The sequence below is a fragment of the Niallia oryzisoli genome (assembly GCF_036670025.1).
GTDB classification, from domain to species: Bacteria; Bacillota; Bacilli; order Bacillales; family Cytobacillaceae; genus Bacillus_BD; species Bacillus_BD oryzisoli.
Window position 1 is genome coordinate 4603714 of record NZ_CP137640.1, and the last position, 24435, is coordinate 4628148.

The following is a 24435-nucleotide window of genomic DNA, read 5'->3' on the forward strand; positions in this document are numbered from 1 at the left end:
CTTATCCTTGAATCCTTTTTATTATGGCTGTTTTAAAAAGGAATCATGATGGAAAGAAAAGGGCATCTAGATAGAAAGGAAGCTTCAATCAATGACGGTTACTTAAGCAGCTCTACAAGCAGCGCTTTTTGAGCATGCAATCTGTTGCCTGCTTCTTGGAAAACAGCGGATTGACTGCCATCAATAATACCTGCCGTTACTTCTTCACCACGGTGTGCTGGTAAACAGTGAAGGAAAACATAATCATCTTTTGCATGCTTCACAAGATTTTCGTTTACTTGGTAAACTGGAGCAAATGCTTTTAAGCGAATTTCATTTTCAGCTTCTTGCCCCATGCTGGTCCATACATCTGTATAAATAACATCAGCCTCTTTAACGGCTTCGATTGGATCTTCCGTTACAACAATATTTGCTCCTGATTCTTTAGCAAATTCAATGGCCATGTTGACAACCTTTTCTTCCGGTTTATAGCCTTCAGGGCAAGCAATTGATAAGTCCATACCCACTTTTGCAGCACCAATCATCAAGGAGTGGGCCATATTATTTCCGTCGCCAATATAAGCCATTTTTAAACCTTTTAGCTCCCCTTTAATTTCCATAATTGTTAATAGGTCAGCTAATACCTGACATGGATGGAATAAATCAGTCAAACCGTTAATAACTGGAATAGACGCATGTTTAGCCAGTTCTTCTACTTTTTCATGCTCAAACGTACGAATCATAATACCATCTAAATATTGTGATAAAACTAGAGCTGTATCAGAAATAGGCTCACCTCTGCCGATCTGTAAATCGTTGCTACTTAAAAATAAAGCATTGCCGCCCAACTGGTACATTCCAGCTTCAAAAGAAACACGGGTTCTTGTTGAGGATTTTTCAAAGATCATCCCAAGTGTTTTTCCTTTTAATGGAGTATAGCTTTCGCCTGCTAAGTGTAATTCCTTTATCTTTTTAGCTTTTTCTAACAGACCTAAGATTTCACTGGGAGAAAAATCAGCTAATGCTAAAAAGTCTTTCCCTTTTAAATTTAAGTCGTTTTCTAAAACTGTTAGATCTGTTTTCATACTGCACTCACGTCCTCTGTTATCATATTGTGCCATTCCTCAATTGAATGAACAGTAAAGTCTTTTATCGTTAAGCCTGATAAGAAAGCCTGTAAACTTTCTTTTTCAGTAAACGTAATCACACGGTTTCTTGTTGCAATGGAACGGAGCAGTTTGTCTTCATCTAGACTGCCTGGATTATAGTACGCAACTGTATTTGCATCCTTTAGTACTGCTTCAGCATGTTCTTCTATGACAATTGTAACACCAGATTGCTCTGCAAGTTTAGTAATATTTTCTAATTCTGCTAATGTGCTAACAACAATGACATTTCCATTCTTTTTCTGTAGTGAAACATGGAATGCCTTACGTAATGCTTCTTTAAGGTTTGAAGCAATAGAAATTCCTTCACCTGTTGAGCGCATTTCAGGACTTACTTTTGAATCAAGACCATTTAAAGCATAATAAGAGTATACTGGGTACTTCACGCATACATACGGTACATCTGCAAATTCTTTTGTATCTTCACTAGACAGTCTGTATGTCCCAAGTAATACTTTTGTTGCCAATTGTACGAGCGGAACACCTGTCACTTTACTTACAATTGGGACAGTACGGCTTGCCCGAGGATTTACTTCGAGAAGATATACCTGATCTCCGTCAACAATATATTGAATATTCATCAGCCCTTTATACCCAAGCTTTTGAACAATTTTTGCAGCAAAGTCTTTCATTTTTGCTTTGGCTATTTTTGTTAATGATTGAGCCGGCAACATAGAAAGACTATCTCCGGAATGAACACCTGTTTTTTCAATATGCTCCATCATGGCTGGAACACAAATATTTTTTCCGTCTGCCACAAGATCGAGCTCTGCTTCATACGCCTGCATAAATTGATCGACAAGAACCGGATATGGGATACCGCCATTTTCAAGATATGCAGCCAAGTCTTGCTCGTTATTGATTCGCTCCATTCCTTTGCCGCCAATAACATATGATGGTCTAATCAAAACAGGATAACCGATTTTTTCGACAAGGTTTGTAATCTGTTCATGATTATACGCAATATCACCTTGAATATGCGGAATTTTCAGCTCATCTAGTAATTGATAGAATAAATCTCGATCTTCAAGAACATCAATTGTATGCGAATTTGTACCAAGGATTGTTACACCATTCTCTTCTAGCTGTTTGGCTAGATTTAGAGCTGTTTGACCCCCGAGCTGAACAATCACTTCAGAGATGCCTTCACTTTCAATGACATTTAATACTGTTTCTAAAATTAACGGTTCAAAATAAAGGCGGTCAGCAGTTGCAAAATCGGTACTTACTGTTTCTGGATTATTATTAATTAATATGGTTTCAACATTTTCTTGTTTTAATGCCAGCACACCATGGACAGAGCAATAATCAAATTCAATTCCCTGCCCAATTCGAATAGGACCACTTCCGATAATGGCTACCTTTCTCTTGCTGCTTGGAACCTGTTCATTTTCACCAAAATAACTGGAATAAAAATAATTTGATTTTGCTTCAAACTCAGCAGCACATGTATCCACCATTTTATATACAGGAAGAATTCCTAGCTGCTTTCGTTTTTCACGAACTTCTTTTTCTGTTGCATCCCAGGTACTTGCGATAAAATGATCACTAAAGCCTCTTTCTTTCCACATTTGAAAGGCTTCTTTTGTCACCGTTTCAAGTGAAGAACCGGCAATTTCCTTCTCCATCGCAATCATCTTTTCAAAGCCTTTAAGGAAGAATAAATCAATTCCTGTTTTTTCATGCAGCTCTGTAATCGAAATTCCTCTTCGCAAAAGCTCAAGTAAAATGAAAAAGCGTTGATCAGTCTGCTCAAGCAGGGCACTTTGCAGCTCAGCTAATTCTAATTGCTCTAATGCAGGAAGCTTTAAATCGTTGACACTGATTTCTAATGAATGAATCGCTTTTAATAAGGCCCGTTCTAAATTGCGGTCAATTCCCATTACTTCTCCAGTTGCTTTCATTTGTGTACCTAATTTTCTTTCGAGTGAAGGAAATTTATCGAAAGGCCATTTTGGAAATTTGGCTACTACATAATCAAGTGCCGGTTCAAAGCTTGCAAAGGTATCACCTGTAACAGGATTAACAATTTCATTTAATAAATACCCTGTTGATAATTTTGCCGCCATGCGTGCAATAGGATAGCCTGTTGCCTTTGATGCCAAGGCTGAAGAACGGCTTACCCGTGGATTTACTTCTATTAAATAATAATTCTTGCTTTTTGGATCAAGTGCAAATTGAATATTACAACCGCCAATGATCTCTAATGCGGAGATGATCTTAATCGATGCTGAACGAAGCATTTGATATTCTTCATCAGTAAGGGTTTGCGACGGGGCAACGACAATTGAATCACCTGTATGAATACCGACAGGATCAATATTTTCCATATTACAAATCGTAATGCAGGTATTGTTTGCATCTCTCATGACTTCATATTCAATTTCCTTGAAGCCCGCAATACTCTTTTCAATTAAACATTGATGGATAGCACTTTCTTTTAATCCGCCTGACACCAATTTTGTCAGCTCATCCATTGAATCAGCTATTCCACCGCCAGTTCCACCCAATGTATAGGCAGGGCGAACGATGATCGGAAATCCAATTTCTTCTGCAAAGGCAACAGCTTCCTGTAACTCATGAACAATCGTACTTTCTGGTACGGGTTCATTTAATTCATGCATCAGCTGTCTAAATGCTTCGCGGTCTTCACCTTTTTTAATCGATTCAATTGAACTACCGAGCAGCTTCACTCCGTATTTTTCTAATACACCATTTTCGTGTAACTGAAAGGCTAAATTTAATCCGGTTTGACCTCCAAGTGTCGCAAGGAGTCCATCCGGCTTTTCTTTTGCAATAATTTTCTCCACTACATCAACTGATAGTGGTTCAAAATAAATCCGGTCCGCAAAACTATGATCAGTCATGATCGTAGCCGGATTATCATTAACTAAAATGACCTCATAGCCGTCTTCCTTTAATGCCATACAGGCTTGTGTTCCAGCATAATCAAACTCGGCTGCCTGACCAATTACAATTGGTCCTGAGCCTATAACAAGTATTGAATGGATTGTTGTGTCTTTAGGCATATGCAAATACTCTCCCATTGTTTGCTTTTACTGTTTCAATAAATTCATCAAAAATATATTCACTCTCACTAGGCCCAGGATTTGCTTCTGGATGGAATTGCACCGTTTGCAAAGGATACTTCTCATGATCAAAGCCTTCAACAGATTGATCGTGAAGATTTGTAAACCTTAATGTAAGACCTGTATCCTTAATAGATTGTGAATCAACAACATAACTATGGTTTTGTGATGACATAAATACCTTTCCTGTTACCGAATCTACAACAGGGTGATTAGCTCCACGATGACCAAAAGCTAATTTTTTGGTATTTGCACCTAGAGCTAAAGCGGCTAGTTGGTGACCTAAGCAAATTCCTAGAACAGGGTAATTTGTTATTAGCTTCTTAACTGTTGGTAAAACAGACTCAAGGTCCTTCGGGTCACCAGGTCCATTTGAAAGCAATATTCCGTCTGGTTTTAACCTTTTCATTTCCTCAAATGAAGTATTAAACGGAACGACAGTAACCGTACATCCGCGCTTTACTAATGATTTTACGATCGATTTTTTTGTACCGAAATCCATTAGGACAATGTGCTGGTCTCCGTTACCATAGCTTTCAGGCTTAAAAACTGTTACTTTACTAACCTTTTGATCTTCTAATAATGTAAAGTCATGTTCATCTGAGTTTTCAGAACATGTCAGCATTGCTGGCATTGTCCCTTTGCTGCGTATCTTTTTCACTACTGCTCTCGTATCGATGGATCCCAGCATTGGGATGCCCCACTTTTCTAAATACTCAATCAACGAATATTGCGCTTCGTAATGATAAGCTGTCTGCTTTGCTTCGTATACGATAACACCTGCAACATGTGGCTTTTTGCTTTCGAAATTGACTTCATTTATCCCATAGTTTCCAATTAACGGATAAGTAAAAACAATGATTTGATCTTTATAGGATGGATCTGTAAGTACCTCTTGATATCCGGTCATTCCGGTAAAAAAGACAATTTCACCCTTAATCTCATCAACAGGTGCACTCGTTAACCATTGCCCTTGAAAGCAATCCCCGCTGTTTAACTGTAAATATCCTTTCATCTCGCACACCCCATGATTTTTTGTATATTTATTGTAACGCACTTATAATTATACGGTCAACTGAAAAATTATACAGCCTGACCGGCTGTATTTAATTTTGCGTTAAAACCTTTGTAAGTATATCGATTGCCTCTTCTAATTCTGCCTTCGTTGTGGTTAATGGAGGTAATAATCTGACTACATTTTCCCCTGCAGGTAAGGCAATAAAACCATTTGAACGAAGACTCTTTAGTAGCTCTGGAACATTTTGTATTACTTCAATTCCAATCATCAAACCGATCCCTCTTATTTCCTTGACACTTGGTAAAGGTAATAAGTTTTCCTCAAGTCCGGCTCTAAAAAAGTTCGCTTTCTCATTCACTTCAGCTAAGAAGCTTTCTTGAAATATTGTATTCATTGTAGCTATAGCAGATGAAACGGAAAGTGGATTTCCTCCAAATGTCGTTCCGTGACTTCCAGGACCGAATACATCTTTAAATTTGCCCTTCGCAATAATTCCTCCGATTGGCAGGCCGCTGCCAAGTCCTTTTGCAACTGAAACAATATCAGGCTTTAAACCATAATGCTGAAAAGCAAACGGTTTTCCAGTTCTACCAACACCTGTTTGAATTTCATCAATAACCAAGAGTGAGCCATATTCATTACACAGAACTTCAACACCCTTTAGAAATTCCTCAGAAGCAGGATGAATGCCGCCTTCTCCTTGGATGACCTCAAGCATCACTGCCGCTACTTCCTCACTCATTACTTCCTTCAAAGCTGCAAGATCATTAAATGGTACGTATATAAAGGTCTCAAGCATCGGACCAAAACCATGCTTTATTTTGTCCTGCCCAGTTGCAGACATCGTAGCAAATGTCCGACCATGAAATGATTGATTAAATGTAATAATTTTTGTACGCCCAGTTGCTTTTCTTGACAGCTTAATCGCTGCTTCATTAGCTTCAGCGCCGCTGTTTGCAAAAAAGACTAAATCCATATCTGCTGCTTTAGCTAATTTTGCTGCCGCAGTCTCCTGTATTTCAACAGGGAAAAGATTGGAAACATGCCAAAACTTTTTCAGCTGCTCCTGAATTGCCTCCTCTACCACTTTCGGACGGTGACCGAGATTACATACTCCAATACCAGATGTATAATCCAAATATTTTTTTCCGTCTTTCCCATACATGATACTGCCTTCTGCCCACTCAGGCTCAATTTCCCATCTGCTGTATGTTGGAAACAGATTACTCATTGTAACTCCACTCTTTTCCAATAATTTTTGTACCCTTCCATTCCTTGCCGTTAAAAAAGGCTGCTTTTCCTGACACGATCATAACACTTGAAAGTCCTTTATCAAGAGCAGACATAGCTGATGTTACTTTAGGAATCATGCCCCCATAGATGGTTCCATCTTCAATATATTTTTCTACCTGTTCTTTGTTTACTGAATGGACGATCCTCTTTTCTACCATGATTCCTTCAACATCTGTAACAAATATACATTGTTCAGCACCGATTGCACCTGCTACGGCAGCAGCAGCATAATCTGCATTAATATTCAACTTTTGACCTGTTGCTGTTTGAACTGCAATGGGTGTAATAACTGGTATCATCCCTTCCTGTGTCAGGATGGATATCAGCTGGTCATTCACCTGTGTAATTTCCCCGACAAATCCTAAAGAGTCTTGATCAATGAAATCAGCCTGAAGAAGGCCGCCATCACTCCCATTTAAGCCAATTGCCTGAAAACCATATCCAGTTAACTTTTGCACGAGCTTTCGATTTGTTTGACCTGATAAGACTAATTCTACAACTTCAAGTGTCTCTTTTGTCGTTTTTCTAAGGCCATTATGGAACTCCGGCTCCACCTGGTACATGGAAAGCATCTTATTAATATCGGGTCCTCCGCCATGGACGAAAACTAATTGATAACCATGGTCTTGGAGCTCTCTCAATGATGCAAAAAACGCTGGTGTTAATTCATCAAGTATACTTCCTCCACATTTGATGACAATCTTCTTCATTTCCCCATCTCTCCTATGAACGATAACTAGCATTAATTTTGATATAGTCATAGGATAAATCGCAACCCCATGCTTTTCCAGTAGATTCTCCATTATGCAAATCAACATTTATTTTAATAAAATCTTTTTGTAAATATTCAAGTGCTTCCTCTTCTGAGAATACCAATGGTACACTTCCTTTGAGCATTTCAATTGACCCAATGCTAATATCTACATTTTCTGTGTTCACGGTTGTTTTTGTTTGACCGATGGCACTAATTATTCTGCCCCAGTTGGCATCTGCACCGTAGACAGCTGTTTTAACAAGGTTTGAACCAACAATTTGCTTTGCAATCATTCTTGCATCCAGTTGATTTATGGCACCTTTTACTTCCACTTCAATTAGTTTGGTAGCTCCCTCTCCGTCCCTGGCAATTTGTTTCGCAAGGCTTTCGCATGTTGCCGATAACAGTTCTACGAACACAGGCCAATCCGCATGCTCAGGTGTTAATGGTTCATAATCAGCTTTTCCGTTTGCTAATACAAAAACCGTATCATTTGTTGAAGTATCACCATCCACTGTTATTTGATTGAATGATGTTTCCGTTATTTCTCTTAATGCGGCTTGGAGACCAGCTTGATCAACGTTGGCATCCGTTGTTATGAAAGCGAGCATGGTTGCCATATTTGGGTGAATCATTCCAGACCCTTTTGCTGTTCCTCCCATTGTAACAGTTTTGCCGTTTATTTCTGCAGTATAACAAGATGTTTTCATTATTGTATCTGTTGTTAATATCGCTGTTTGAAATGCGACTGCATTTTCCTGCTCGTTTCCAGGTTTTAATTGTTCAATACCATTAGCAATCTTCTCCATTGGTAAATTAACTCCAATAACCCCTGTAGAAGCGACAGCAATGAGATGTTCTTTGATATTAAATTTTTGGGCGACCAGGCTTCTCGTCTCGTATGCATCCCGAAGTCCTTGCTCACCGGTACACGCATTAGCACAACCGCTGTTCACGATGACAGCTTGAAGACGGCCTTCTTTTGCGATACTATCTTGACTGACTTTAATCGGTGCAGCCTGAAACTGATTGGTTGTATATACTGCTGCACAGCTGGCAGGAACCTCACTTATGATGATCCCAACGTCCTTTTTATCATTTTTCAGCCCCGCTTCAACACCTGCTGCTGAATAACCTTTTGGCGATAAAAAACTTCCGCCTTTAACTTCCTTCACATAAATATTTGATACTGCCTGCACAAGTGACTCCTCCTTTATGGGACCAGCGTACCAGATATTGCCGGCTTTTTAGCTGATACATCCCATCTTATAAGCTGATTATGGATACATCGGGATAAATGTAAGACCTGTGGTTTCATCAAGACCAGTCATGATATTTGCATTTTGAACCGCCTGGCCGGCAGCTCCCTTCATTAAGTTATCAATAACAGATACAATGGTTAATCTGCCTGTTCTTTCATCTAGATGCAAGCCGATATCACAGAAATTAGAGCCGCAAACCTCCTTAACAGACGGATAATGCCCTTCAGGTCGAACTCGAACAAAAGGATCAGCTTGATAATGTTCTTCATAAATTTTATATATTTCAGACAATGTAATATTTTCTTTAACGTTTACATAAATCGTTGCCATTATTCCACGTGAAATTGGCAGTAAATGAGTTGAAAAAGTAATCGGCTTTATTTGTTCATTCCACTCTAAAAGCTGCTGCTCAATTTCCGGAATATGCTGATGTTCATTCACTTTATATATTTTGAAATTTTCGCTCATCTCAGCATGCATATTGGTTCTTGACGGCTTTCTTCCTGCTCCTGATGTTCCGGATTTAGCATCAATGATAATCGATGCCGGGTCAATAAGATTCTCCTTCACGATTGGTCCCAAACCGAGCAGTGAAGCTGTTGAGTAACATCCCGGGTTTGAAATCCATTCTGCTGCAGCTACCTGTTCCCGGCTCCATTCTGTTAAGCCATATACAGCCTTATCAATGATAGTCTGTGGTGCTGCTTCATGTTTATACCATTTCGTGTAGTCATTGGTATTCTTTAATCGTAAATCGCCAGATAAATCGACTAATTTGATATTGAACTCGGCAAATTGAGCGGCAAGCTGTCCTGACACACCAGATGGCGTAGCTAAAAAAACAAGATCTGATTTCTCAGCTATTTCTTCCGGGTTTATAACTTCAAGAACTTGATCATTAATATTGAAAAGATGAGGATATTCCTTCCAAATTGGTACTTCGCCTCTTGTCGAGTGGATGGATTGTATCTGAAAAACTGGATGTGAATGCAATATTCGCAGCAGTTCAATGCCTCCATATCCTGTTGTTCCAATAACCGCAACTTTCATTTTCCTTCCACCTCCGGATTTATTAAAAATGAATATTTAATCATTTTATTTAATATTTATAAGATATGTTTCTACCATTATAAAACATACTCTAAAAATTGCAAACATTTTTTTCTAAAATACTATTTTGCCTCATGACTTTGCACTATATAGATAGTATAATTTATTAATAGCCTATTTAATTCATTATCACGTTGTGAATTAAAAAATGGATGAACTAACGTTTTCTTCAATTGAAAATAATTCTCATTTAAGTGCTAATATAAGATGTCTTTTTAACAATAGCTATAGAATATACGAATAAAGGTGGTACTATTATGCAGCCATTAGCACAATTACAATTATCGGAGGAACTAACTAAACTATTACAATCCGTTCACCATATACGTAAAATCAACAAAGGAAGCTATCTATATCAGGAAGGACAAGATGCGGCAGAGCTATATATTATCCAAAGCGGTAAAGTACAAATAAGTAAAATGACCCCCGATGGTCAAGAACTTACATTACGCATGAGTTCTGCCGGTGAAGTAATCGGGGAATTACCAATGTTTTATTCTTCTTCGAAGTATATGCTTAATGCAAAAGTGGTTGAAGGCGGTGAAGTTGCTGTTATCTATAAAAATGAGCTGGAAAAACGACTAGAGAGGGATAATGGGCTGGCCATTGAATTTATAAGATGGATGAGTCATCAAAACCGAAAAACCATTACAAAGTTTCGCGATTTAATCTTGAATGGCAAAAAAGGAGCTTTGTATTCTACACTAATACGAATGTCAAATAGTTATGGCAAAATAACAACTTCAGGAATTATGATTGATTTACCAATCACAAATCAGGAACTTGCAAATTTTTGCGGTACTTCGCGTGAGGTTGTAAACCGTATGCTAAGTGAATTAAGAAAAAATCAAATTATTTCTGTTGATAAAGGAATTATCACGATTCATGATCTTGATTACTTAAAAACTGAAATCCATTGTGAAAATTGTCCGGTTGATATATGCAATATTCATTAGGAAACACTTGAACGATAATAAAAAGCCAAAAACTGCTTCGTTTATGCAAATCAGTTTTTGGCTTTTTTCTTTGGCTCTGTTAAACATCGCTGTTGATTTCCGTTCCAGGCACTTCGCTTTCCGCGGGCTACCGCAGGAGTCTTCGTGCCTTCCCCTGCAATCAACAAGTGCCCAAAATCAACATTGTACATTAACACAGCCCTTTCTTTTATCATTTTAATGTCTTTCAATTTATTTTTCTAAAAGGCAGCGTAAAAGATAATACGAGGATGAAAGTAAATAAAACCATTATATGCATCTGGGCGAGCCATGACATCTGCTCGATTAGTCCCGTATTCGGGCGAAATGATATAAAACTGATCCCCCAATAAAGCATGTCTAGTAAATCATTGCCCTTTCCGCTTTCAAAAAGAGCAGCTGCACCGGATAGTAAACTTAACCATAGTAACGCTTTGACAGCTATAAACAGCACCTTACATACTCTCTCAAATGTTTTATTTCCATTATATATTTTCGAGTAATCACATTTCCATAGATACCCCATCATGACGATTAATAATACAGTATAAGGATAAATAACCCATAATATCATTCTAAACATTTCCATTTATAACACGTCCCCTTTATCAAAAACATCCCCTTACCATCATGATAAAGGAAACAGATATACGGAGCTGTGACAAAAGTTGCATATGTGAACTTTTTTCGACATATTTTTCTTTTTAACAAATGGAATGCTAGTATTGAGCATTCTTATGTTTTCAGCCGGGCAGCTAAGTATTCAACGAGCCATTGTGTTGCCTGTTGATCATTTCGATGAAACGACCGGTCAAGAAAGCCTGCTGGAGGTTTGTCCTCATACAGAACTAATTGAATGTTTGTTAATTGCTGAAGCAATGTCATGTCGTCCTGATTACGGATTAAAACCACCTTTGGATAGCCTTCATGCTTATGCCCTTCAATAATAATAAAATCAGGCTGAAAGAAAGACATAAGTGCCAGCTGTTCTTCTAATGACCAATATGCAGGTTCGGATTGCAGAATCAATCTTCCTCCACCTTCAACAAGGGAGGCAGTAGCTCCAGCAGAAACATGGCGGGCCGAATCATTGTCTTCCTTCATATCCGGTTTCCCGCCATGGCCATGATGCTTAACAGTGACAGTGTTAAATCCATTTTTCTTTAGCTCTGTAAGTAGCTTATGTAAAAAAGTCGTTTTCCCGCTGTTTTGGTATCCTGCTATTTGTAAAACAAATGGTTTTACCAAGGCCAAACGCTCCCGACAGTATCTTCTAATAATAAAACATCTACTTCTTCACCGGACTGAAAACCTCTTGTTCCTCCAGGTAAAATGATAAATGAATTCGCACCAGCAAGACTCATGACAATATTGGATTTATCCATCCCGCTTGGTTCCACTGCAAGACGGCCATCCTGAACAGTAAGAGCACTTCTGACAAATCGGGTAAATGGATTTGCTTTAGGGAAATCTGCTTGCAAAATCGCCTTTTCTTTTCGCAAATGTGGTTTATCTGAAAAAAGCATCGTTCTAATGATCGGTCTTGTAAATAACTCAAATCCGACATAGCAAGCAGAAGGGTTACCAGAAAGACCAAATAAGAGTTTACCATTTACCTGTGCCACGGTTGTAACACTTCCTGGACGCATAGCTACTTTATTAAATAATACTTCTGCCCCAAGCTTTTCATAGATGTCCGGTAAAAGATCAAAATCACCAACGGAAACACCGCCTGTTGTAATGAGCATATCAACCTTTGGAATACAGTTAGAAATTGCTTCAAAACATGTATCTAAATCATCAGGAAGATTTCCAAAAAATTGAACTTCTGCTCCTGCACGCTCAATTTGCGCCATAATCATATGCGAATTACTGTTACGTATCTTTCCTGGTTCAAGTTGATCTCCAACTTCCAGCAGCTCTGTTCCGGTTGCAAATAGTCCGACTACAGGTTTTCTTGCTACAGGTACCTGAGCGTAACCGAAAGTTGCCAGCATCGCTTGTATCCCAGGATTTATAAATGTACCTTTTGCTACAAGAACATCCCCTTCCATTGCATCTTCCCCGCAAAAGGATACATTATCACCGCTGTTATAGGATCGTTTAATCGACATAAAATGCTTTCCGTCACGTTCACTCGTTTGTGCTAATTCAAGCATGACTACTGCATCACTACCCTCAGGCATTTGCGCACCCGTCATAATTCTAATCACCTGAAACGGACCAAGAGTTTTACTGCTGACAACACCTGCCCCAATATGATCAATCACTTCAAATTCAACCGGGTTAGACAGGGAAGCCTCTTTCGTATCAATTGATCTAATGGCAAACCCATCATAGGGTGCTTTATCAAAGGGTGGAACATTATTTGTAGCCACTAATTCTTTAGAAAGATAACGTCCATAGCTTTCATTTATAGATACATACTCAACAGTACTTGCCTGTTTATAGTTCATTATTTTGCTTACTGCTTCACCAATTGTAATCGGTGTACGTTTTTCTAGCATCATACCAACCCCCGTTATATTACAAGTATTCCAAAATATTGGAACGCTAAATCATTCTATCTTATTCAATATAGCTTAATCCATTCGAATATGTCATGAAAACCATCACATATTTTGCAAAAAACTGTTTTTCATGAAAAACTTCTATAATTGTGATTCATGTCACCTTATTACACGAAGAATTCATATATGCTTATGATAGTTATCTACAAGAATTCAAGGAGGAATTGAATAATGACTACAATCCCATTTTCAAATACAAGCTTAGTAAGAGATATCGTGAATGAAGTTCCCAAGACAAGTGATGTTTTTAAAAAATATCGAATTGATTTTTGCTGTGGAGGCAACACACCTATCAGCACTGCAGCTGCTGAACAGAACGTGAATCTTGATGAATTAATGGAAGAGCTTGCGAACGTTTATGCTAAATCAGATCAAAGTGATAACATGGAGGTTTGGACGAACAGCACTTCAGAAGAAATTATTCAACATGTAATTGAACACTATCACAATCCGCTTCGCGAAGAACTAGCAGCTCTCAGCCCTTATGTTACAAAGGTAGCAAAAGTTCACAGTGACAATCACCCAGAGCTTTTAAAAGTTTACAAGCTATTTTATGAACTAAAAAAAGAACTGCTTGAACATACCGCAAAGGAAGAGGCAACCAGCTTCCCGCTTCTGTTATCATTGGAAAAGAATGAAGTCGAAAACAGAGAAGAAGCCATTGAAGAGATTCGCAAACTCGAAAGCGAGCATGATCATGCTGGTAATATTCTAAAAGAACTTCGCACCATTACAGCAGACTTTACACCGCCGCTTGATGCTTGTGGAACATACCGTTTAGTATACAGCCGCCTTGAAATGTTAGAAGCACACACATTTATGCATGTGCATTTAGAAATAATATTTTATTCCCGCGTTATATTTAATGAAAGTAAAAAACCAGCAGTGAAATACTTGCTGGTTTTTACATTGCATCGGTAGATTTCTCTTATCATACTTTTCACATTGACAAATAAAAAACTCCTGCTTTTAGGAGTTTTCTATCCACCAATATAAGACATTTCAATTTTTTTACGATTGGCAGCCATTTCGGCTGTTCTTTCATCAGAATAACGATCAGTCCGGCCATTCCAAAACTTGATAATTCTCTCTGAAATCGCTTCATCACTTGCACCGGTTCTCATAAAGTCACGTATATCGTGGCCATTTCCATTAAACAGGCAAGTGAAAATTTGTCCGTTTGCTGATAATCGAGACCGCGTACAGCTGGAACAAAATGATTCGGACACAGATGTAATAAAACCTACTTCAACTTGGTTATCTACGTATCTGTATCTTTTCGCCACTTCTCCATAATAATCTGGATCAACAGGCTCTAATGAAAAATGTTCATTTAGCTGTTGAAAAATCTCTTTTTTGGTAACAACTTCATCCATTTTCCAGCCATTTGTACTGCCAACATCCATATACTCAATAAAACGCAACTGAAGCCCATGATCTTTACAAAATTGAGCCATCGGAATAATTTCGGTATCGTTTAACCCTTTTTTAACAACCATATTAATTTTTACACCAAGACCTGCCTTTTTAGCCGCCTTTATACCATCAAGTACAGGCTGAGTTCCTACGTTACGGCCATTGATTTGTCCGAACAACTCATCATTTAACGAATCTAAGCTGATATTTACTCGTTTCAAACCGGCATCCTTTAATTCCTGAGCATATTTTGGCAAAAGTACTCCATTAGTGGTTAGAGCAATATCTTTTAGTTCTTCTATAGAGGATAATTTCTTTACAAGAAGCGGAAGTTCTTTTCGTAATAAAGGCTCTCCACCTGTTAAGCGAATTTTTTCTACGCCGAGATGAACAAAAATACGGGCAAGCCGTTCGATTTCTTCATATGTGAGCAGCTCGCTTTTTGGCAAAAAGGCGAAGTCAGGACCAAAAAGTTCAGCGGGCATACAGTATTGGCAGCGGAAATTGCAACGGTCGATAACAGAGATGCGAAGATCTCTTAATGGCCGATTTAATGCATCCTTGACCATTTGTTTTGTCATTAATAGTCAACTCCTTTTAAGAGTCCTTAACCTTATTATAATAGTGAAAACTAATAATTAGATTTATTATCTCATATTTTGAACAACATTGTTATTAATTAAGTATTTCGAACATACTCTTATTATCTGACCATAAATGTCCGTATTGTTAAGATATATTCTCACAGTACATAATCTTGTCAACTTTAACAAAAAAACTTAATGGATCCTTTGCTTTCGTAATGCCTGCGGGATATAGACACAATATGGTTCACTTTCCAAATAATCACCTGTCATAGCATAGGCACGGGATCTAGACCCGCCGCAAACATGTCTAAATTCACATTGACCGCATTTCCCTTTATATTTATCAGGATTGCGCAAATCCTGCAAGACTGGAGAATTGCGATAAATATTAGCAAGTGATTGTTCACGTACATTTCCTACCTTAATTGGTAATAATCCGCTTGGATAAACATCACCAATATGAGAGATAAAGATAAACCCATTTCCGTCATTTACCCCTTTTGGAGCTCTTCCCAATCCGTCAATCGAGCCGGTCAACCCTTTTTCTGTTAATGCATCCAGGTATTGAATTTGATCCTTCTGCTCTTTCATTTCTCTTCTTTTCTGTTGGATGACAACTCTGCGATAATGCTGTCCCGCTGTTGTTTTTATATCAAATGATACTCTTTTGCTTAATTGATACAGCCAAGTGAATACTCTTTCATGCTCGGCGGGTGAAATCATATCCTTTTCTAAGCCTCTGCCCGTCGGAACAAGGAAAAATACACTCCAAAGAACGCATCCTAATTGCTCTACTAATTCAGCCATTTCTTCTAGGTGGTCCAGATTATAACGTGAAATCGTTGTATTAATTTGAATGGGAATGTCCAGCTCATGCAGGTATTTAATTCTTTCCATTGTTAGATAAAATGAGCCGGTTGTCCCGCGGAAATGATCATGTATCTCTGCATTATGACCGTCCAAACTAAATGCCCATCTGGATAATCCGATTTCCTTTGCCTTTTCGATTGCTTCTTTTGTTACATTCGTAGTGGCACTTGGAGTCATAGAGACTCTTACACCCTTCTGCACAGCATATGAAGCTATCTCAAAAACATCCGCTCTCATCAATGGATCGCCGCCTGTAAATACAAGCATTGGATTATTCATATCATAAATTTGATCAATGAGTTTCTTGCCTTCTTCAAAGGTCAATTCACGTGGATCTCTTTTTAACTGTGCTTCTGCCCGGCAATGTAAGCAGTGGAGCTGACAAGCTCTCGTTAATTCCCATATGACAATAAATGGATCTCGATTAAAATCTCGATTAAACATCAGAAAACCCCTCTCATTTTATCCAACAATAAGTTTCTATCGTTATGCAATATAAAAAATTATAAAGCACTTTAGAGTTAATTATAGTGAGGTTACTCACATATAAATGGTGTTTTCATTTTTAGCCACATTTTTATCACATAAAAAAATAGCCGGCAATTCCTGCCGGCTGCGAAAAGTTTATTGAATCCCTAAAGCTATTTTTGCATATCTTGACATCTTATCTTTTGTCCATGGCGGATTCCAAACAATATTAACATTTGTAGCGTTTACTTCTGGAATATCTCGTAGAGCTGCTTGTACTTGGTCTACAATCATTCCTGCAAGAGGGCAGCCCATTGATGTTAAGGTCATATCGACCGTTAGAATGCCATCGTTATCCATTTTTAAATCATATACTAATCCTAAGTTAACGATATCCATGCCGATTTCAGGATCTTCTACCAGCTCTAAAGCACCCATAATACTATCTTTTAAATCTTGATCCATATATGTTCACTCCCTGTTTGTATTTAATATCTTCCTTATCGTAACAGAAAAGAAGAAAAAGCTTAAACGTTTCGCTTAGATATTCTGTTGACTAAGCAAGATATGTCTCAAACCATTCCACTGTTTTTAAAACTCCCTGCCTGCTGACTTTATGACCAGATTTTTCATCAAAGATAAATTGCAATTTTTCCGGTTTTTCTTCATAAAGAGGTTTAATTCTTTCGTAAAAGTCATATGTATAAGAAAAAGGCACAATTGGATCCTGTTTCCCATGCCAGAACAAAAGCGGGCGTTGGTCGAGCTTTTCTGGCTGATTACTTAAATCAAGTTCTTTCAATTTTTCAAGCAGCTCTGAAATTTGTTCCTCCTTTAACGGAAGCTTGATCCCACGTTTTTTTATTTCATTGATTTGTAATAGTGCATACTTTTCATAATAAGGCATGCCCATTAAACTAACAGCTGCCTTGATCCATTTATAACGTGTTAACGAACCAAGTGTGACAATTCCCCCCATTGAAGTACCCACTAGACCAATCCGGTCAGGATCAATAAGATGATCCTCTTGATAAGATTGACGCAGTACGTTTATTTCGTCTATTGACTGTAGAACAATATCCCAAAAATGGAGCGCAAGCTTTTCTTTACTCATATTTCCTTGTCGTTCTCCATGATACATGGCCTCCGGAAGTACAACACGAAAACCCTTCTCAGCTAATAAATAGGCGTAATGCAGGTTATTTTCTTTTGCACTCGTAAAGCCATGCATAAACATAATAAAGGGCAGCCTGGCTTCATAAAGGCTTTTCTTTGCCAAATGTAATACCGGAATACCATGAACTACTTTATTTTCAATTAAAATCACAATGTATTCCTCCAATCGAGAGAAGCAACAGCTTTAGAGCTTAATAATGAATTAACAAAACAAAGCATTGAATGTTAACAAAAAGATTATAAGATTAAAGAAAGTTCTTTTGAATTAAGTGTAACATGTGGACTTTTTTTTTCCAAAAGGATTACACTATCTAAAAGACGATTACATACAGCTGATAGCGAGCAGGGGAAGGAGAATTAGAATGGCTGATACACATCTAATTGCATTGGATTTAGACGGAACTTTACTAAAAGATGATAAAACCATCTCTTATAAAACGAAACAGGTAATAAAAAAAGCAAAGGAATTGGGACATGTTGTTATGATCGCAACAGGGAGACCATTTCGTTCTTCGGAAATGTATTATCGGGAACTTGAATTAGATTCTCCAATTGTCAATTTTAATGGGGCTTTTATCCACCATCCGAAAGATCATAATTGGGGTATTTACCATTCACCGCTTGAAATGTCTGTTGCAAAGGATATAGTGGACACATGTATTTCTTATGACTTTTACAATATTATTGCTGAGGTCATTGATGATGTATACTTTCACTATCATGATGAGAAGCTTCTCGATTTATTCAACTTTGGTAATCCGAATATAACGACAGGTGATCTACGTCAATTTTTAACAGTATCACCGACAAGCATGTTAATTCATTCTACAGAAGAACAGGTCAAGCTCATTCGCCAGCGGTTAAATGAAGTCCATGCTGAGGTCATTGAGCATCGCAGCTGGGGGGCACCGTTTCCCGTTATTGAAATTATTAAAAACGGGCTGCATAAAGCAATTGGTCTAAAACGAGTTTCTGAATATTACAACATACCTCAGGAACGAATTATTGCCTTTGGTGATGAAGATAATGATCTTGAAATGCTTGATTTTGCAGGTTATGGTGTAGCAATGGGAAATGCTATTACTGAACTGAAAACAGTCGCAAATGATGTCACGTTAACCAACGAAGAAGATGGGATTGGCTATTATTTAAATGACTTATTGAATTTAAAGGCGATTTAAAGGAAGGACAGGATAACTTTCCGATATTCCTTCATAATCCTCTTCGGAATGAACATACTATGAATGAGGCTTATAACAAGCTTCAACACTCTTTTTTGGAGGGGATTCGAATGGGTAAACGGAACAAATCCAAACGTTTTGTACAGCAAGGTGTAGACACTGTTACTAAACATGCTGAACGTATCCCTTATCACATGACGTATGCAGAAGCAGAGGCATACAAAATGGCCAATGATAAAGAATCTTCACTTGGAGGAGGGCTTTAGGAGATGGCTAACAGACTGTTCCAAGATGCGCGTAAATTTGTTAATTTAGCAAGAAATACAAGCCCTGAAGAACAGCCAGCGGCTATCGAAAAAGCTAAAAATGCTCTATCATCTGCTTACGCCAATACAACAATGGCTGAAAAAGAGCAGCTCCAAGAACTACAAAAAGAGTTAGATGCGCTACAATAAAAGTTATGTACGCTTCGATTAAACAAAGCTGACAAGTTTGTCAGCTTTGTTTAATCTTTAAAACGTTCGAGAACAACCGGGAAATGATCCGTTATTTCCTTAGATCTGTCCTTTTCATATAAATTTAAAATCAAGACCCCATTATCGGGTATATTTTTCGTTGGAATAGCAACAGACAATTTAAAATAAGTCCAGTACAAATTATTTACTCTCACTTTTGTTTCTGGAACCCACACACGATGTCCATCCTCCACATTATAATAAAAGACGCCTTTTTTGACTTTAGATTTTCCTGTAATTACATACTGTCCATTCTTCTTACTAACGACAATATCTTTAAAATAATGATTTTCCACTCTGTCTTCAGCGGCAACAGCATGACTTAACTGCTCCGACATGCCTTCTACTGCATTCCCAGATTGAAAAAACAATAGGAAAGAAAAAAAGATGATGACCTTTTTCATTTAAAAGCCTCCTTTAATAAAAAAAGCATTTTAGGGTATTATGCCCAATTTAATCACTTCATGCTTGTTTTTGTTAGATTCTCTCATCTCATAATACTTTTATCGATATTCATAAAATGGTACACTATTTAACGAAATACTGTTACAGTGAGTATTTTTAAGAATACATCCAGCAATTAATGGAAAGCAGGTGATTCCAATGCCGGTTAAGATTTTAACTGACAGCGGGAGTGACTTACCCTTACATTTTTATAAAGACAACCATGTTACATTATTTCCGTTAAAAGTTCATTTGAATGGTCAAGAATATGAAGACTTGCTGACAATTGAACCAAAAACGATTTATCATGCGATTCGGAATGGTCAAGTTCCGAAAACATCTCAGGTTTCACCACTTCTATTTGAACAAACATTCACGGAAATGGCCCAAAAAAAAGAGGAAGGAATTTATATTGCCTTTTCTTCACAGCTATCAGGTACATATCAAACAGCGGTTATGATTCGTGATCAAGTGAAAGAAACATACCCAGATTTCAAGTTAACCATTATTGATACGAAATGTGCTTCTCTCGGACAAGGATTGATCGTCATGGAGGCGGCAAAACTGGCAAATGCTCATGCTTCATTTGACGAAATCGTTGCTAGAGCCGAGTTCCTTGCCAGACATATGGAACATTTATTTACTGTTGATGATTTAGATTATTTAGCAAAGGGCGGACGAGTTTCAAAGGCATCAGCCTTTTTGGGCGGATTGCTGAATATTAAGCCGCTTTTAAATGTCGAAGATGGTAAACTTGTCCCTCTTGAGAAAATCCGCGGCCAAAAAAAACTACTCCGCCGCATTATAGAAGTAATGGCAGAGCGCGGAGTAAACTTTGAACACCAAACCGTTGGCATCAGTCAGGCCGATGCCATGGATACTGCACTGGAAATGAAACAATTAATTGAAAATGAATTACATGCAAAAGAAGTTATGATTACAGATATCGGGGCTGTCATTGGTTCTCATACAGGGCCTGGAACCATTGCCATCTTTTTCTTAAACGAAATGTCTGCTTAAAGAATGTCATGGAAAAAACTCTCTTACATACTCCTTTTCGTCAGAGCCAAGACTAAGCTTGAAGCTAATGATGGAAAGGAGTTTTATTATGCCGCATACATCTGATAATGATAAAAAGGCAAAGGACAACAATGCCCTTCACCATGAAAAAAATATGATGCGTGAAAAAAACCGCAAAGCTGGTAAGAACCAATACTCAAAAAAGACAGATCATCTATAATTAATAAGGGCGGTTTTATTCCGCCCTATTCGTCTTTCTTTATATAAGTCCAGCCTTCCTCTTGATAGACTTTGCCTTCCTTCATCAGCCTTCCCAACGCCCGCTTAAATGCCGCTTTGCTCATCATGAAACGGTTCTGGATATCTTCCGGCAGGCTTTTATCCCAATAGGGCATAGCTCCATTACGTTCATTTAAAATTGAAAGGATTTTTTCAGCATCTAAATCAAGTGCCTCTTCCTTTCTTGGCAGCAACGATACGTTTATCGTTCCATCCTCTTTCACATCAATAATTCTTCCCTCGACTTTTTCACCGAGACGCGGCTCGACTTGACGCTGTGATTCATGTATAAACCCTTTAAAGCCTTCTGCAGTAAAAATCCAGCTTCCGACTTTAGCCGTTCTGTAAATGAAGCCATGAATACTTTTATTAAAATCAGCTCTTGTGGCTTTAACTGATTTTTCATCAATAATAGGGTCCGTAGCCAGTTTCACATATATGCGGTTATTTCGATTCACTCTTAACGTGATATATAGTAAATCACCGACCTGTGGCCAGACACTTTTATGGGCAGGCAGATCCTCTTCCCCGAGCAGCATATCCTTATTTATTCCGATATCTAAGAAAACGCCAATCCCAGATTTTACATCACTCACTTCTGCCCAATCATATTCGCCGACCGTTATCTTTGGAATCGTTGTTGTAGCAGCGATTCTTCCTTGGGAGTCTGTATATAAAAAGACCTCCACGGATGTCTCTAGTTCCAAATCCTGCTGGGTTTCATTTTTATGTAACAGAACATCCTCTGTTCCATCTGTTAAAAAGTAACCAAAATCCGTTTTTCTTGCTACCTCTAACTGTATGACACGGCCAATACTTTCATTTATTAACAAGGGAATTTTCCTCCTTAAAAAAACTAAATCGATTGAAACGACATATATAAATAAGTCTCATTTCATAAAGTTGTATCAACTGCTATATTTTACTATAATTGAAATGTAAAGGGAAACTTCTTTCCATAATAGAGTGGCCGAGAACGAAAACTGTTTTGATGGAGGTATGTATGGCTAAAGATAGTTCATTTGATATCGTGTCTGACGTTGATTTTGCTGAAGTGCAAAATGCTATTCAAATAGCAATGAAGGAAATTCAAACACGCTACGATTTTAAAGGCAGCAAAAGTGATATTTCTCTCGACAAAGAAGAACTGGTACTTATTTCAGATGATGAATACAAATTAGATCAGGTTAAGGATGTACTTTTCAGTAAATTATTTAAACGCGGGGTACCCGTGAAAAACCTGGATTACGGAAAAGTGGAAAAGGCAAGCGGCGGCACGGTAAGACAAAGAGCAAAGCTTATTCAAGGTATTGATAAAGAAAATGCAAAGAAGATTAATACCATTATTAAGAACAGCGGACTTAAGGTGAAAAGCCAGATTCAAGATGACCAAATCCGTGTTACAGCAAAAAGCCGTGATGACCTGCAAAAAATTATTCAGGCAGTCAAAGAAGCCGATTTAACCATTGATGTTCAATTTGTCAATTACCGTTAATAAAAAAAGAGGGGCGAAGTCTAGGACTTCGCCTCCTTTTTTTAGGATTGCTGTCTGCGGGATCTTTTTATAACTAAACCAAGAAAAATGAAAAAGGCAATCAATACGGCTCCGAGAACTATAAAGTAAGAATAATTGATTCCAGATTTATTGCTCAATAAGTAAATTTCAGATTCATCGCGGTCAATCGTGATATGGTATTGATCCTTATCGCTTCGGACTAAATCATTGTTTAACATGCCCCTTAATTCCATATCTGCAGCTAGCTCGTCCGCTGATAAGGTAACGGTTTGTGTTTTTGTTGTATTATTAATAGCAATGACAGTCGTTTCTTCATGATAAACTCGTTTGTAAACAGCCATTCCATCCTTCTCGTACAGTACATCCATTGTTCCCCTGGTTAAGGAAGGGAGCTCTGAGCGCAGGCTTCCGATCTTTTTAATATAATCGACGATATCTGTATCAGTACGGAAATTCATTTGTTTTCGGTTATCTGGCACTTCTCCTCCATTCAATGCGATTTCACTTCCATAGTAGACGAACGGAATACCCGGTGTTGTGTAGAGGAACGTTAATGCCTGCTTCCAGCGCGGTCCTGGATGCTCATTTTTCTCCACCATATTATTTGTAAAACGAACAGTATACTGATTATCCATAAAAGTTCCAATTAAAGCTGTTCCAGAAAAATTGGCTTGATTTTGTTCAAGCCTTGAAAACAGAGGTGCAAACGACTGATTTGTCTCGGAAAACACCTCTCTTAACTCTGCAGCTAACGGATAGTCTGTAATGCTATCCCCGCCACTTTCCAAAAATGCCTCTGCTTCCTTCGAATCGGCGTTTTTTGTCTCTCCAAGGAGATAAAAATTCTCTTTTACTGTTTTCACTTCTTTTGCAAACTCATTCAAAAAAGCAGCAGATGTATCTTCTTGTAACTTTAACTGATAACCATCAATATCCGTTTCTTCAATCCACCATTTTCCAGCATCAATTAAGTATTTTTTTACTTCTTCATTATTTTGATTTAATAAAGGCAGATCTTTTTCTTGATTTGGCACAGCCAGGAACCAATCCTTTTTCTCCCCATCGTTTAACCAAGTATGTTTGGGTCCTACGTGGTTTATTTCAAATTCAAGAATTACCTTCATTCCCCTTTTATGTGCCTCTTGTATCAGCTTCTTAAGTGATGCTATTGAGCCAAAATGCTCGTCCGTTTTATAGAAATCCTTTACCCAATATCCATGATACCCTCCGGCTTCATTATCAAAAACAGGCGTTAACGATATAGCAGTAAATCCCATATCCTTTATGTAATCTAATTGATCGATCACTCCTTGAAAGTCACCGCCGTGATAGCCTTCAGGATTATTTACTTCCACATCTTCGTCATTGCTCTGATCCCCATTATTAAAGCGGTCAATCATGATTAAATAAACGCTTTCATCCTGCCATTTTCGATTCTCTTTTTCAGCAGCATGTGCTGACAGTCCGTTTAAAAAAAATAACGAGATGATCATGAGCATGTAAACCCATTTTTTCATCTTCCATTCTCCCCTCTATCGTAAAAAAGCTTTTTCCTTGCACTATTAAGATTATCCTTTAGGCTGTATGACAGTCAACGAAAAACATTATTATTTTGAAAAATTTCAAATATTCATCTTAACAAGGCTTGAATCTTCAAATTATAAGGTCAAAATCATAATTAACCGATTCAAGACGTAAATTTTTACTTAATAACGGGATAACCTATAATCAATCCTTTACAGAAGGGA

The 24435-nt window shown here is 37.9% G+C and carries 24 protein-coding genes and 1 pseudogene; 8 read left to right on the forward strand and 17 right to left on the reverse strand.

What is annotated here, in order from left to right:
- Nucleotides 1-98: 98 nt before the first annotated feature.
- From argF to argC, 7 genes are all read right to left on the reverse strand, one after another.
- Nucleotides 99-1064 (reverse strand): ornithine carbamoyltransferase, encoded by a 966-nt coding sequence (gene argF, locus R4Z09_RS23030; protein ID WP_338449059.1) that lies wholly within the window; start codon nt 1062-1064, stop codon nt 99-101.
- Entirely contained in the window at nt 1061-4174 is a 3114-nt protein-coding gene (locus R4Z09_RS23035; RefSeq protein ID WP_338449060.1) for a carbamoyl phosphate synthase large subunit, read from the reverse strand. Before R4Z09_RS23035 ends, argF begins: the two co-directional genes overlap by 4 nt.
- Nucleotides 4167-5249 carry a carbamoyl phosphate synthase small subunit gene (locus tag R4Z09_RS23040; protein WP_338449061.1) on the reverse strand — a complete coding sequence of 361 codons (1083 nt, stop codon included), beginning with the start codon at nt 5247-5249 and terminating at the stop codon, nt 4167-4169. The genes R4Z09_RS23035 and R4Z09_RS23040 overlap by 8 nt, the downstream gene beginning before the upstream one ends.
- Nucleotides 5250-5340: 91 nt before the next feature.
- Nucleotides 5341-6483 (reverse strand): acetylornithine transaminase, encoded by a 1143-nt coding sequence (locus R4Z09_RS23045; RefSeq protein ID WP_338449062.1) that lies wholly within the window; start codon nt 6481-6483, stop codon nt 5341-5343.
- Nucleotides 6476-7255 carry an acetylglutamate kinase gene (gene argB, locus R4Z09_RS23050; protein ID WP_338449063.1) on the reverse strand — a complete coding sequence of 260 codons (780 nt, stop codon included), beginning with the start codon at nt 7253-7255 and terminating at the stop codon, nt 6476-6478. The genes R4Z09_RS23045 and argB overlap by 8 nt, the downstream gene beginning before the upstream one ends.
- 13 nt (nt 7256-7268) lie before the next feature.
- On the reverse strand, nt 7269-8498 hold the full coding sequence (gene argJ, locus R4Z09_RS23055; RefSeq protein WP_338449064.1) for a bifunctional ornithine acetyltransferase/N-acetylglutamate synthase: 1230 nt from the start codon (nt 8496-8498) through the stop codon (nt 7269-7271).
- A 78-nt stretch (nt 8499-8576) separates the two neighbouring features.
- On the reverse strand, nt 8577-9611 hold the full coding sequence (gene argC, locus R4Z09_RS23060) for an N-acetyl-gamma-glutamyl-phosphate reductase (protein ID WP_338449065.1): 1035 nt from the start codon (nt 9609-9611) through the stop codon (nt 8577-8579).
- A 317-nt stretch (nt 9612-9928) separates the two neighbouring features.
- Here argC and R4Z09_RS23065 point away from each other — a divergent pair, with 317 nt between their 5' ends.
- Complete coding sequence (locus R4Z09_RS23065) at nt 9929-10627, forward strand: Crp/Fnr family transcriptional regulator (protein WP_338449066.1); 699 nt, start codon at nt 9929-9931, stop codon at nt 10625-10627.
- Nucleotides 10628-10853: 226 nt separating this feature from the next.
- Here the strand turns inward: R4Z09_RS23065 and R4Z09_RS23070 are convergent, their stop codons facing one another.
- The 3 genes from R4Z09_RS23070 to glp all read right to left on the reverse strand — a co-directional run bounded on the left by R4Z09_RS23070 (nt 10854) and on the right by glp (nt 13152).
- Nucleotides 10854-11234, reverse strand: a complete 381-nt coding sequence (locus tag R4Z09_RS23070; RefSeq protein WP_338449067.1) for a respiratory nitrate reductase subunit gamma — start codon at nt 11232-11234, stop codon at nt 10854-10856.
- 146 nt (nt 11235-11380) lie between these two features.
- Nucleotides 11381-11893, reverse strand: a complete 513-nt coding sequence (gene mobB, locus R4Z09_RS23075) for a molybdopterin-guanine dinucleotide biosynthesis protein B (RefSeq protein ID WP_338449068.1) — start codon at nt 11891-11893, stop codon at nt 11381-11383.
- Nucleotides 11887-13152: a gephyrin-like molybdotransferase Glp gene (glp, locus tag R4Z09_RS23080; protein WP_338453337.1), complete on the reverse strand. Its 1266-nt coding sequence runs from the start codon at nt 13150-13152 to the stop codon at nt 11887-11889. The genes mobB and glp overlap by 7 nt, the downstream gene beginning before the upstream one ends.
- Nucleotides 13153-13386: 234 nt before the next feature.
- Here glp and ric point away from each other — a divergent pair.
- A pseudogene (gene ric / locus R4Z09_RS23085) lies at nt 13387-14081 on the forward strand (iron-sulfur cluster repair di-iron protein).
- Nucleotides 14082-14195: 114 nt separating this feature from the next.
- On the opposite strand, the gene moaA reads toward ric, so the two are convergent.
- The 4 genes from moaA to R4Z09_RS23105 form a co-directional block, all read right to left on the reverse strand.
- Nucleotides 14196-15212 carry a GTP 3',8-cyclase MoaA gene (gene moaA, locus R4Z09_RS23090; protein ID WP_338449070.1) on the reverse strand — a complete coding sequence of 339 codons (1017 nt, stop codon included), beginning with the start codon at nt 15210-15212 and terminating at the stop codon, nt 14196-14198.
- Between the two features lie 198 nt (nt 15213-15410).
- Nucleotides 15411-16532 carry a TIGR04053 family radical SAM/SPASM domain-containing protein gene (locus R4Z09_RS23095; RefSeq protein ID WP_338449071.1) on the reverse strand — a complete coding sequence of 374 codons (1122 nt, stop codon included), beginning with the start codon at nt 16530-16532 and terminating at the stop codon, nt 15411-15413.
- A 180-nt stretch (nt 16533-16712) separates the two neighbouring features.
- The gene (locus R4Z09_RS23100; RefSeq protein ID WP_338449072.1) at nt 16713-17021 is read right to left on the reverse strand and encodes a metal-sulfur cluster assembly factor; all 309 of its coding nucleotides are present in this window, start codon (nt 17019-17021) and stop codon (nt 16713-16715) included.
- A gap of 91 nt (nt 17022-17112) precedes the next feature.
- Complete coding sequence (locus R4Z09_RS23105) at nt 17113-17883, reverse strand: prolyl oligopeptidase family serine peptidase (RefSeq protein WP_338449073.1); 771 nt, start codon at nt 17881-17883, stop codon at nt 17113-17115.
- Nucleotides 17884-18094: 211 nt separating this feature from the next.
- Between R4Z09_RS23105 and R4Z09_RS23110 the strand changes: the two genes are divergently transcribed.
- The 3 genes from R4Z09_RS23110 (at nt 18095) to R4Z09_RS23120 (ending at nt 19368) form a co-directional block, all read left to right on the forward strand.
- Nucleotides 18095-18913 (forward strand): Cof-type HAD-IIB family hydrolase, encoded by an 819-nt coding sequence (locus tag R4Z09_RS23110; RefSeq protein ID WP_338449074.1) that lies wholly within the window; start codon nt 18095-18097, stop codon nt 18911-18913.
- 110 nt (nt 18914-19023) lie between these two features.
- Nucleotides 19024-19179, forward strand: a complete 156-nt coding sequence (locus R4Z09_RS23115) for a hypothetical protein (protein ID WP_338449075.1) — start codon at nt 19024-19026, stop codon at nt 19177-19179.
- A 3-nt stretch (nt 19180-19182) separates the two neighbouring features.
- Nucleotides 19183-19368, forward strand: a complete 186-nt coding sequence (locus tag R4Z09_RS23120) for a DUF3813 domain-containing protein (RefSeq protein ID WP_338449076.1) — start codon at nt 19183-19185, stop codon at nt 19366-19368.
- 50 nt (nt 19369-19418) lie between these two features.
- Here R4Z09_RS23120 and R4Z09_RS23125 read toward each other — a convergent pair whose 3' ends face one another.
- Nucleotides 19419-19832, reverse strand: coding sequence for a hypothetical protein (locus R4Z09_RS23125; protein WP_338449077.1), 414 nt, complete (start codon nt 19830-19832; stop codon nt 19419-19421).
- Nucleotides 19833-20031: 199 nt separating this feature from the next.
- On the opposite strand from R4Z09_RS23125, the gene R4Z09_RS23130 reads away from it, so the two are divergent.
- Both R4Z09_RS23130 and R4Z09_RS23135 read left to right on the forward strand, forming a co-directional pair.
- Nucleotides 20032-20892: a DegV family protein gene (locus tag R4Z09_RS23130; protein ID WP_338449078.1), complete on the forward strand. Its 861-nt coding sequence runs from the start codon at nt 20032-20034 to the stop codon at nt 20890-20892.
- Between the two features lie 88 nt (nt 20893-20980).
- Nucleotides 20981-21112: a DUF3941 domain-containing protein gene (locus R4Z09_RS23135; protein WP_338449079.1), complete on the forward strand. Its 132-nt coding sequence runs from the start codon at nt 20981-20983 to the stop codon at nt 21110-21112.
- Nucleotides 21113-21137: 25 nt separating this feature from the next.
- On the opposite strand, the gene R4Z09_RS23140 is transcribed toward R4Z09_RS23135, so the two are convergent.
- Complete coding sequence (locus R4Z09_RS23140; protein WP_338449080.1) at nt 21138-22004, reverse strand: CvfB family protein; 867 nt, start codon at nt 22002-22004, stop codon at nt 21138-21140.
- Between the two features lie 170 nt (nt 22005-22174).
- Here R4Z09_RS23140 and R4Z09_RS23145 point away from each other — a divergent pair, with 170 nt between their 5' ends.
- The gene (locus tag R4Z09_RS23145) at nt 22175-22666 is read left to right on the forward strand and encodes a YajQ family cyclic di-GMP-binding protein (protein WP_338449081.1); all 492 of its coding nucleotides are present in this window, start codon (nt 22175-22177) and stop codon (nt 22664-22666) included.
- 41 nt (nt 22667-22707) lie between these two features.
- Here the strand turns inward: R4Z09_RS23145 and R4Z09_RS23150 are convergent, their stop codons facing one another.
- The gene (locus R4Z09_RS23150; RefSeq protein ID WP_338449082.1) at nt 22708-24204 is read right to left on the reverse strand and encodes an alpha-amylase family glycosyl hydrolase; all 1497 of its coding nucleotides are present in this window, start codon (nt 24202-24204) and stop codon (nt 22708-22710) included.
- Between the last annotated feature and the right edge of the window lie 231 nt (nt 24205-24435).

What these genes read in the sequence shown, in the direction of transcription:
- argF (WP_338449059.1), bottom strand. Translation starts at nt 1,064, where the DNA reads ATGAAAACAGATCTAACAGTTTTAGAAAACGACTTAAATTTAAAAGGG.
- R4Z09_RS23035 (WP_338449060.1), bottom strand. Translation starts at nt 4,174, where the DNA reads ATGCCTAAAGACACAACAATCCATTCAATACTTGTTATAGGCTCAGGA.
- R4Z09_RS23040 (WP_338449061.1), bottom strand. Translation starts at nt 5,249, where the DNA reads ATGAAAGGATATTTACAGTTAAACAGCGGGGATTGCTTTCAAGGGCAA.
- R4Z09_RS23045 (WP_338449062.1), bottom strand. Translation starts at nt 6,483, where the DNA reads ATGAGTAATCTGTTTCCAACATACAGCAGATGGGAAATTGAGCCTGAG.
- argB (WP_338449063.1), bottom strand. Translation starts at nt 7,255, where the DNA reads ATGAAGAAGATTGTCATCAAATGTGGAGGAAGTATACTTGATGAATTA.
- argC (WP_338449065.1), bottom strand. Translation starts at nt 9,611, where the DNA reads ATGAAAGTTGCGGTTATTGGAACAACAGGATATGGAGGCATTGAACTG.
- R4Z09_RS23065 (WP_338449066.1), top strand. Translation starts at nt 9,929, where the DNA reads ATGCAGCCATTAGCACAATTACAATTATCGGAGGAACTAACTAAACTA.
- R4Z09_RS23070 (WP_338449067.1), bottom strand. Translation starts at nt 11,234, where the DNA reads ATGGAAATGTTTAGAATGATATTATGGGTTATTTATCCTTATACTGTA.
- glp (WP_338453337.1), bottom strand. Translation starts at nt 13,152, where the DNA reads ATGCTAGAAAAACGTACACCGATTACAATTGGTGAAGCAGTAAGCAAA.
- moaA (WP_338449070.1), bottom strand. Translation starts at nt 15,212, where the DNA reads ATGACAAAACAAATGGTCAAGGATGCATTAAATCGGCCATTAAGAGAT.
- R4Z09_RS23095 (WP_338449071.1), bottom strand. Translation starts at nt 16,532, where the DNA reads ATGTTTAATCGAGATTTTAATCGAGATCCATTTATTGTCATATGGGAA.
- R4Z09_RS23100 (WP_338449072.1), bottom strand. Translation starts at nt 17,021, where the DNA reads ATGGATCAAGATTTAAAAGATAGTATTATGGGTGCTTTAGAGCTGGTA.
- R4Z09_RS23110 (WP_338449074.1), top strand. Translation starts at nt 18,095, where the DNA reads ATGGCTGATACACATCTAATTGCATTGGATTTAGACGGAACTTTACTA.
- R4Z09_RS23115 (WP_338449075.1), top strand. Translation starts at nt 19,024, where the DNA reads ATGGGTAAACGGAACAAATCCAAACGTTTTGTACAGCAAGGTGTAGAC.
- R4Z09_RS23120 (WP_338449076.1), top strand. Translation starts at nt 19,183, where the DNA reads ATGGCTAACAGACTGTTCCAAGATGCGCGTAAATTTGTTAATTTAGCA.
- R4Z09_RS23125 (WP_338449077.1), bottom strand. Translation starts at nt 19,832, where the DNA reads ATGAAAAAGGTCATCATCTTTTTTTCTTTCCTATTGTTTTTTCAATCT.
- R4Z09_RS23130 (WP_338449078.1), top strand. Translation starts at nt 20,032, where the DNA reads ATGCCGGTTAAGATTTTAACTGACAGCGGGAGTGACTTACCCTTACAT.
- R4Z09_RS23135 (WP_338449079.1), top strand. Translation starts at nt 20,981, where the DNA reads ATGCCGCATACATCTGATAATGATAAAAAGGCAAAGGACAACAATGCC.
- R4Z09_RS23145 (WP_338449081.1), top strand. Translation starts at nt 22,175, where the DNA reads ATGGCTAAAGATAGTTCATTTGATATCGTGTCTGACGTTGATTTTGCT.
- R4Z09_RS23150 (WP_338449082.1), bottom strand. Translation starts at nt 24,204, where the DNA reads ATGAAAAAATGGGTTTACATGCTCATGATCATCTCGTTATTTTTTTTA.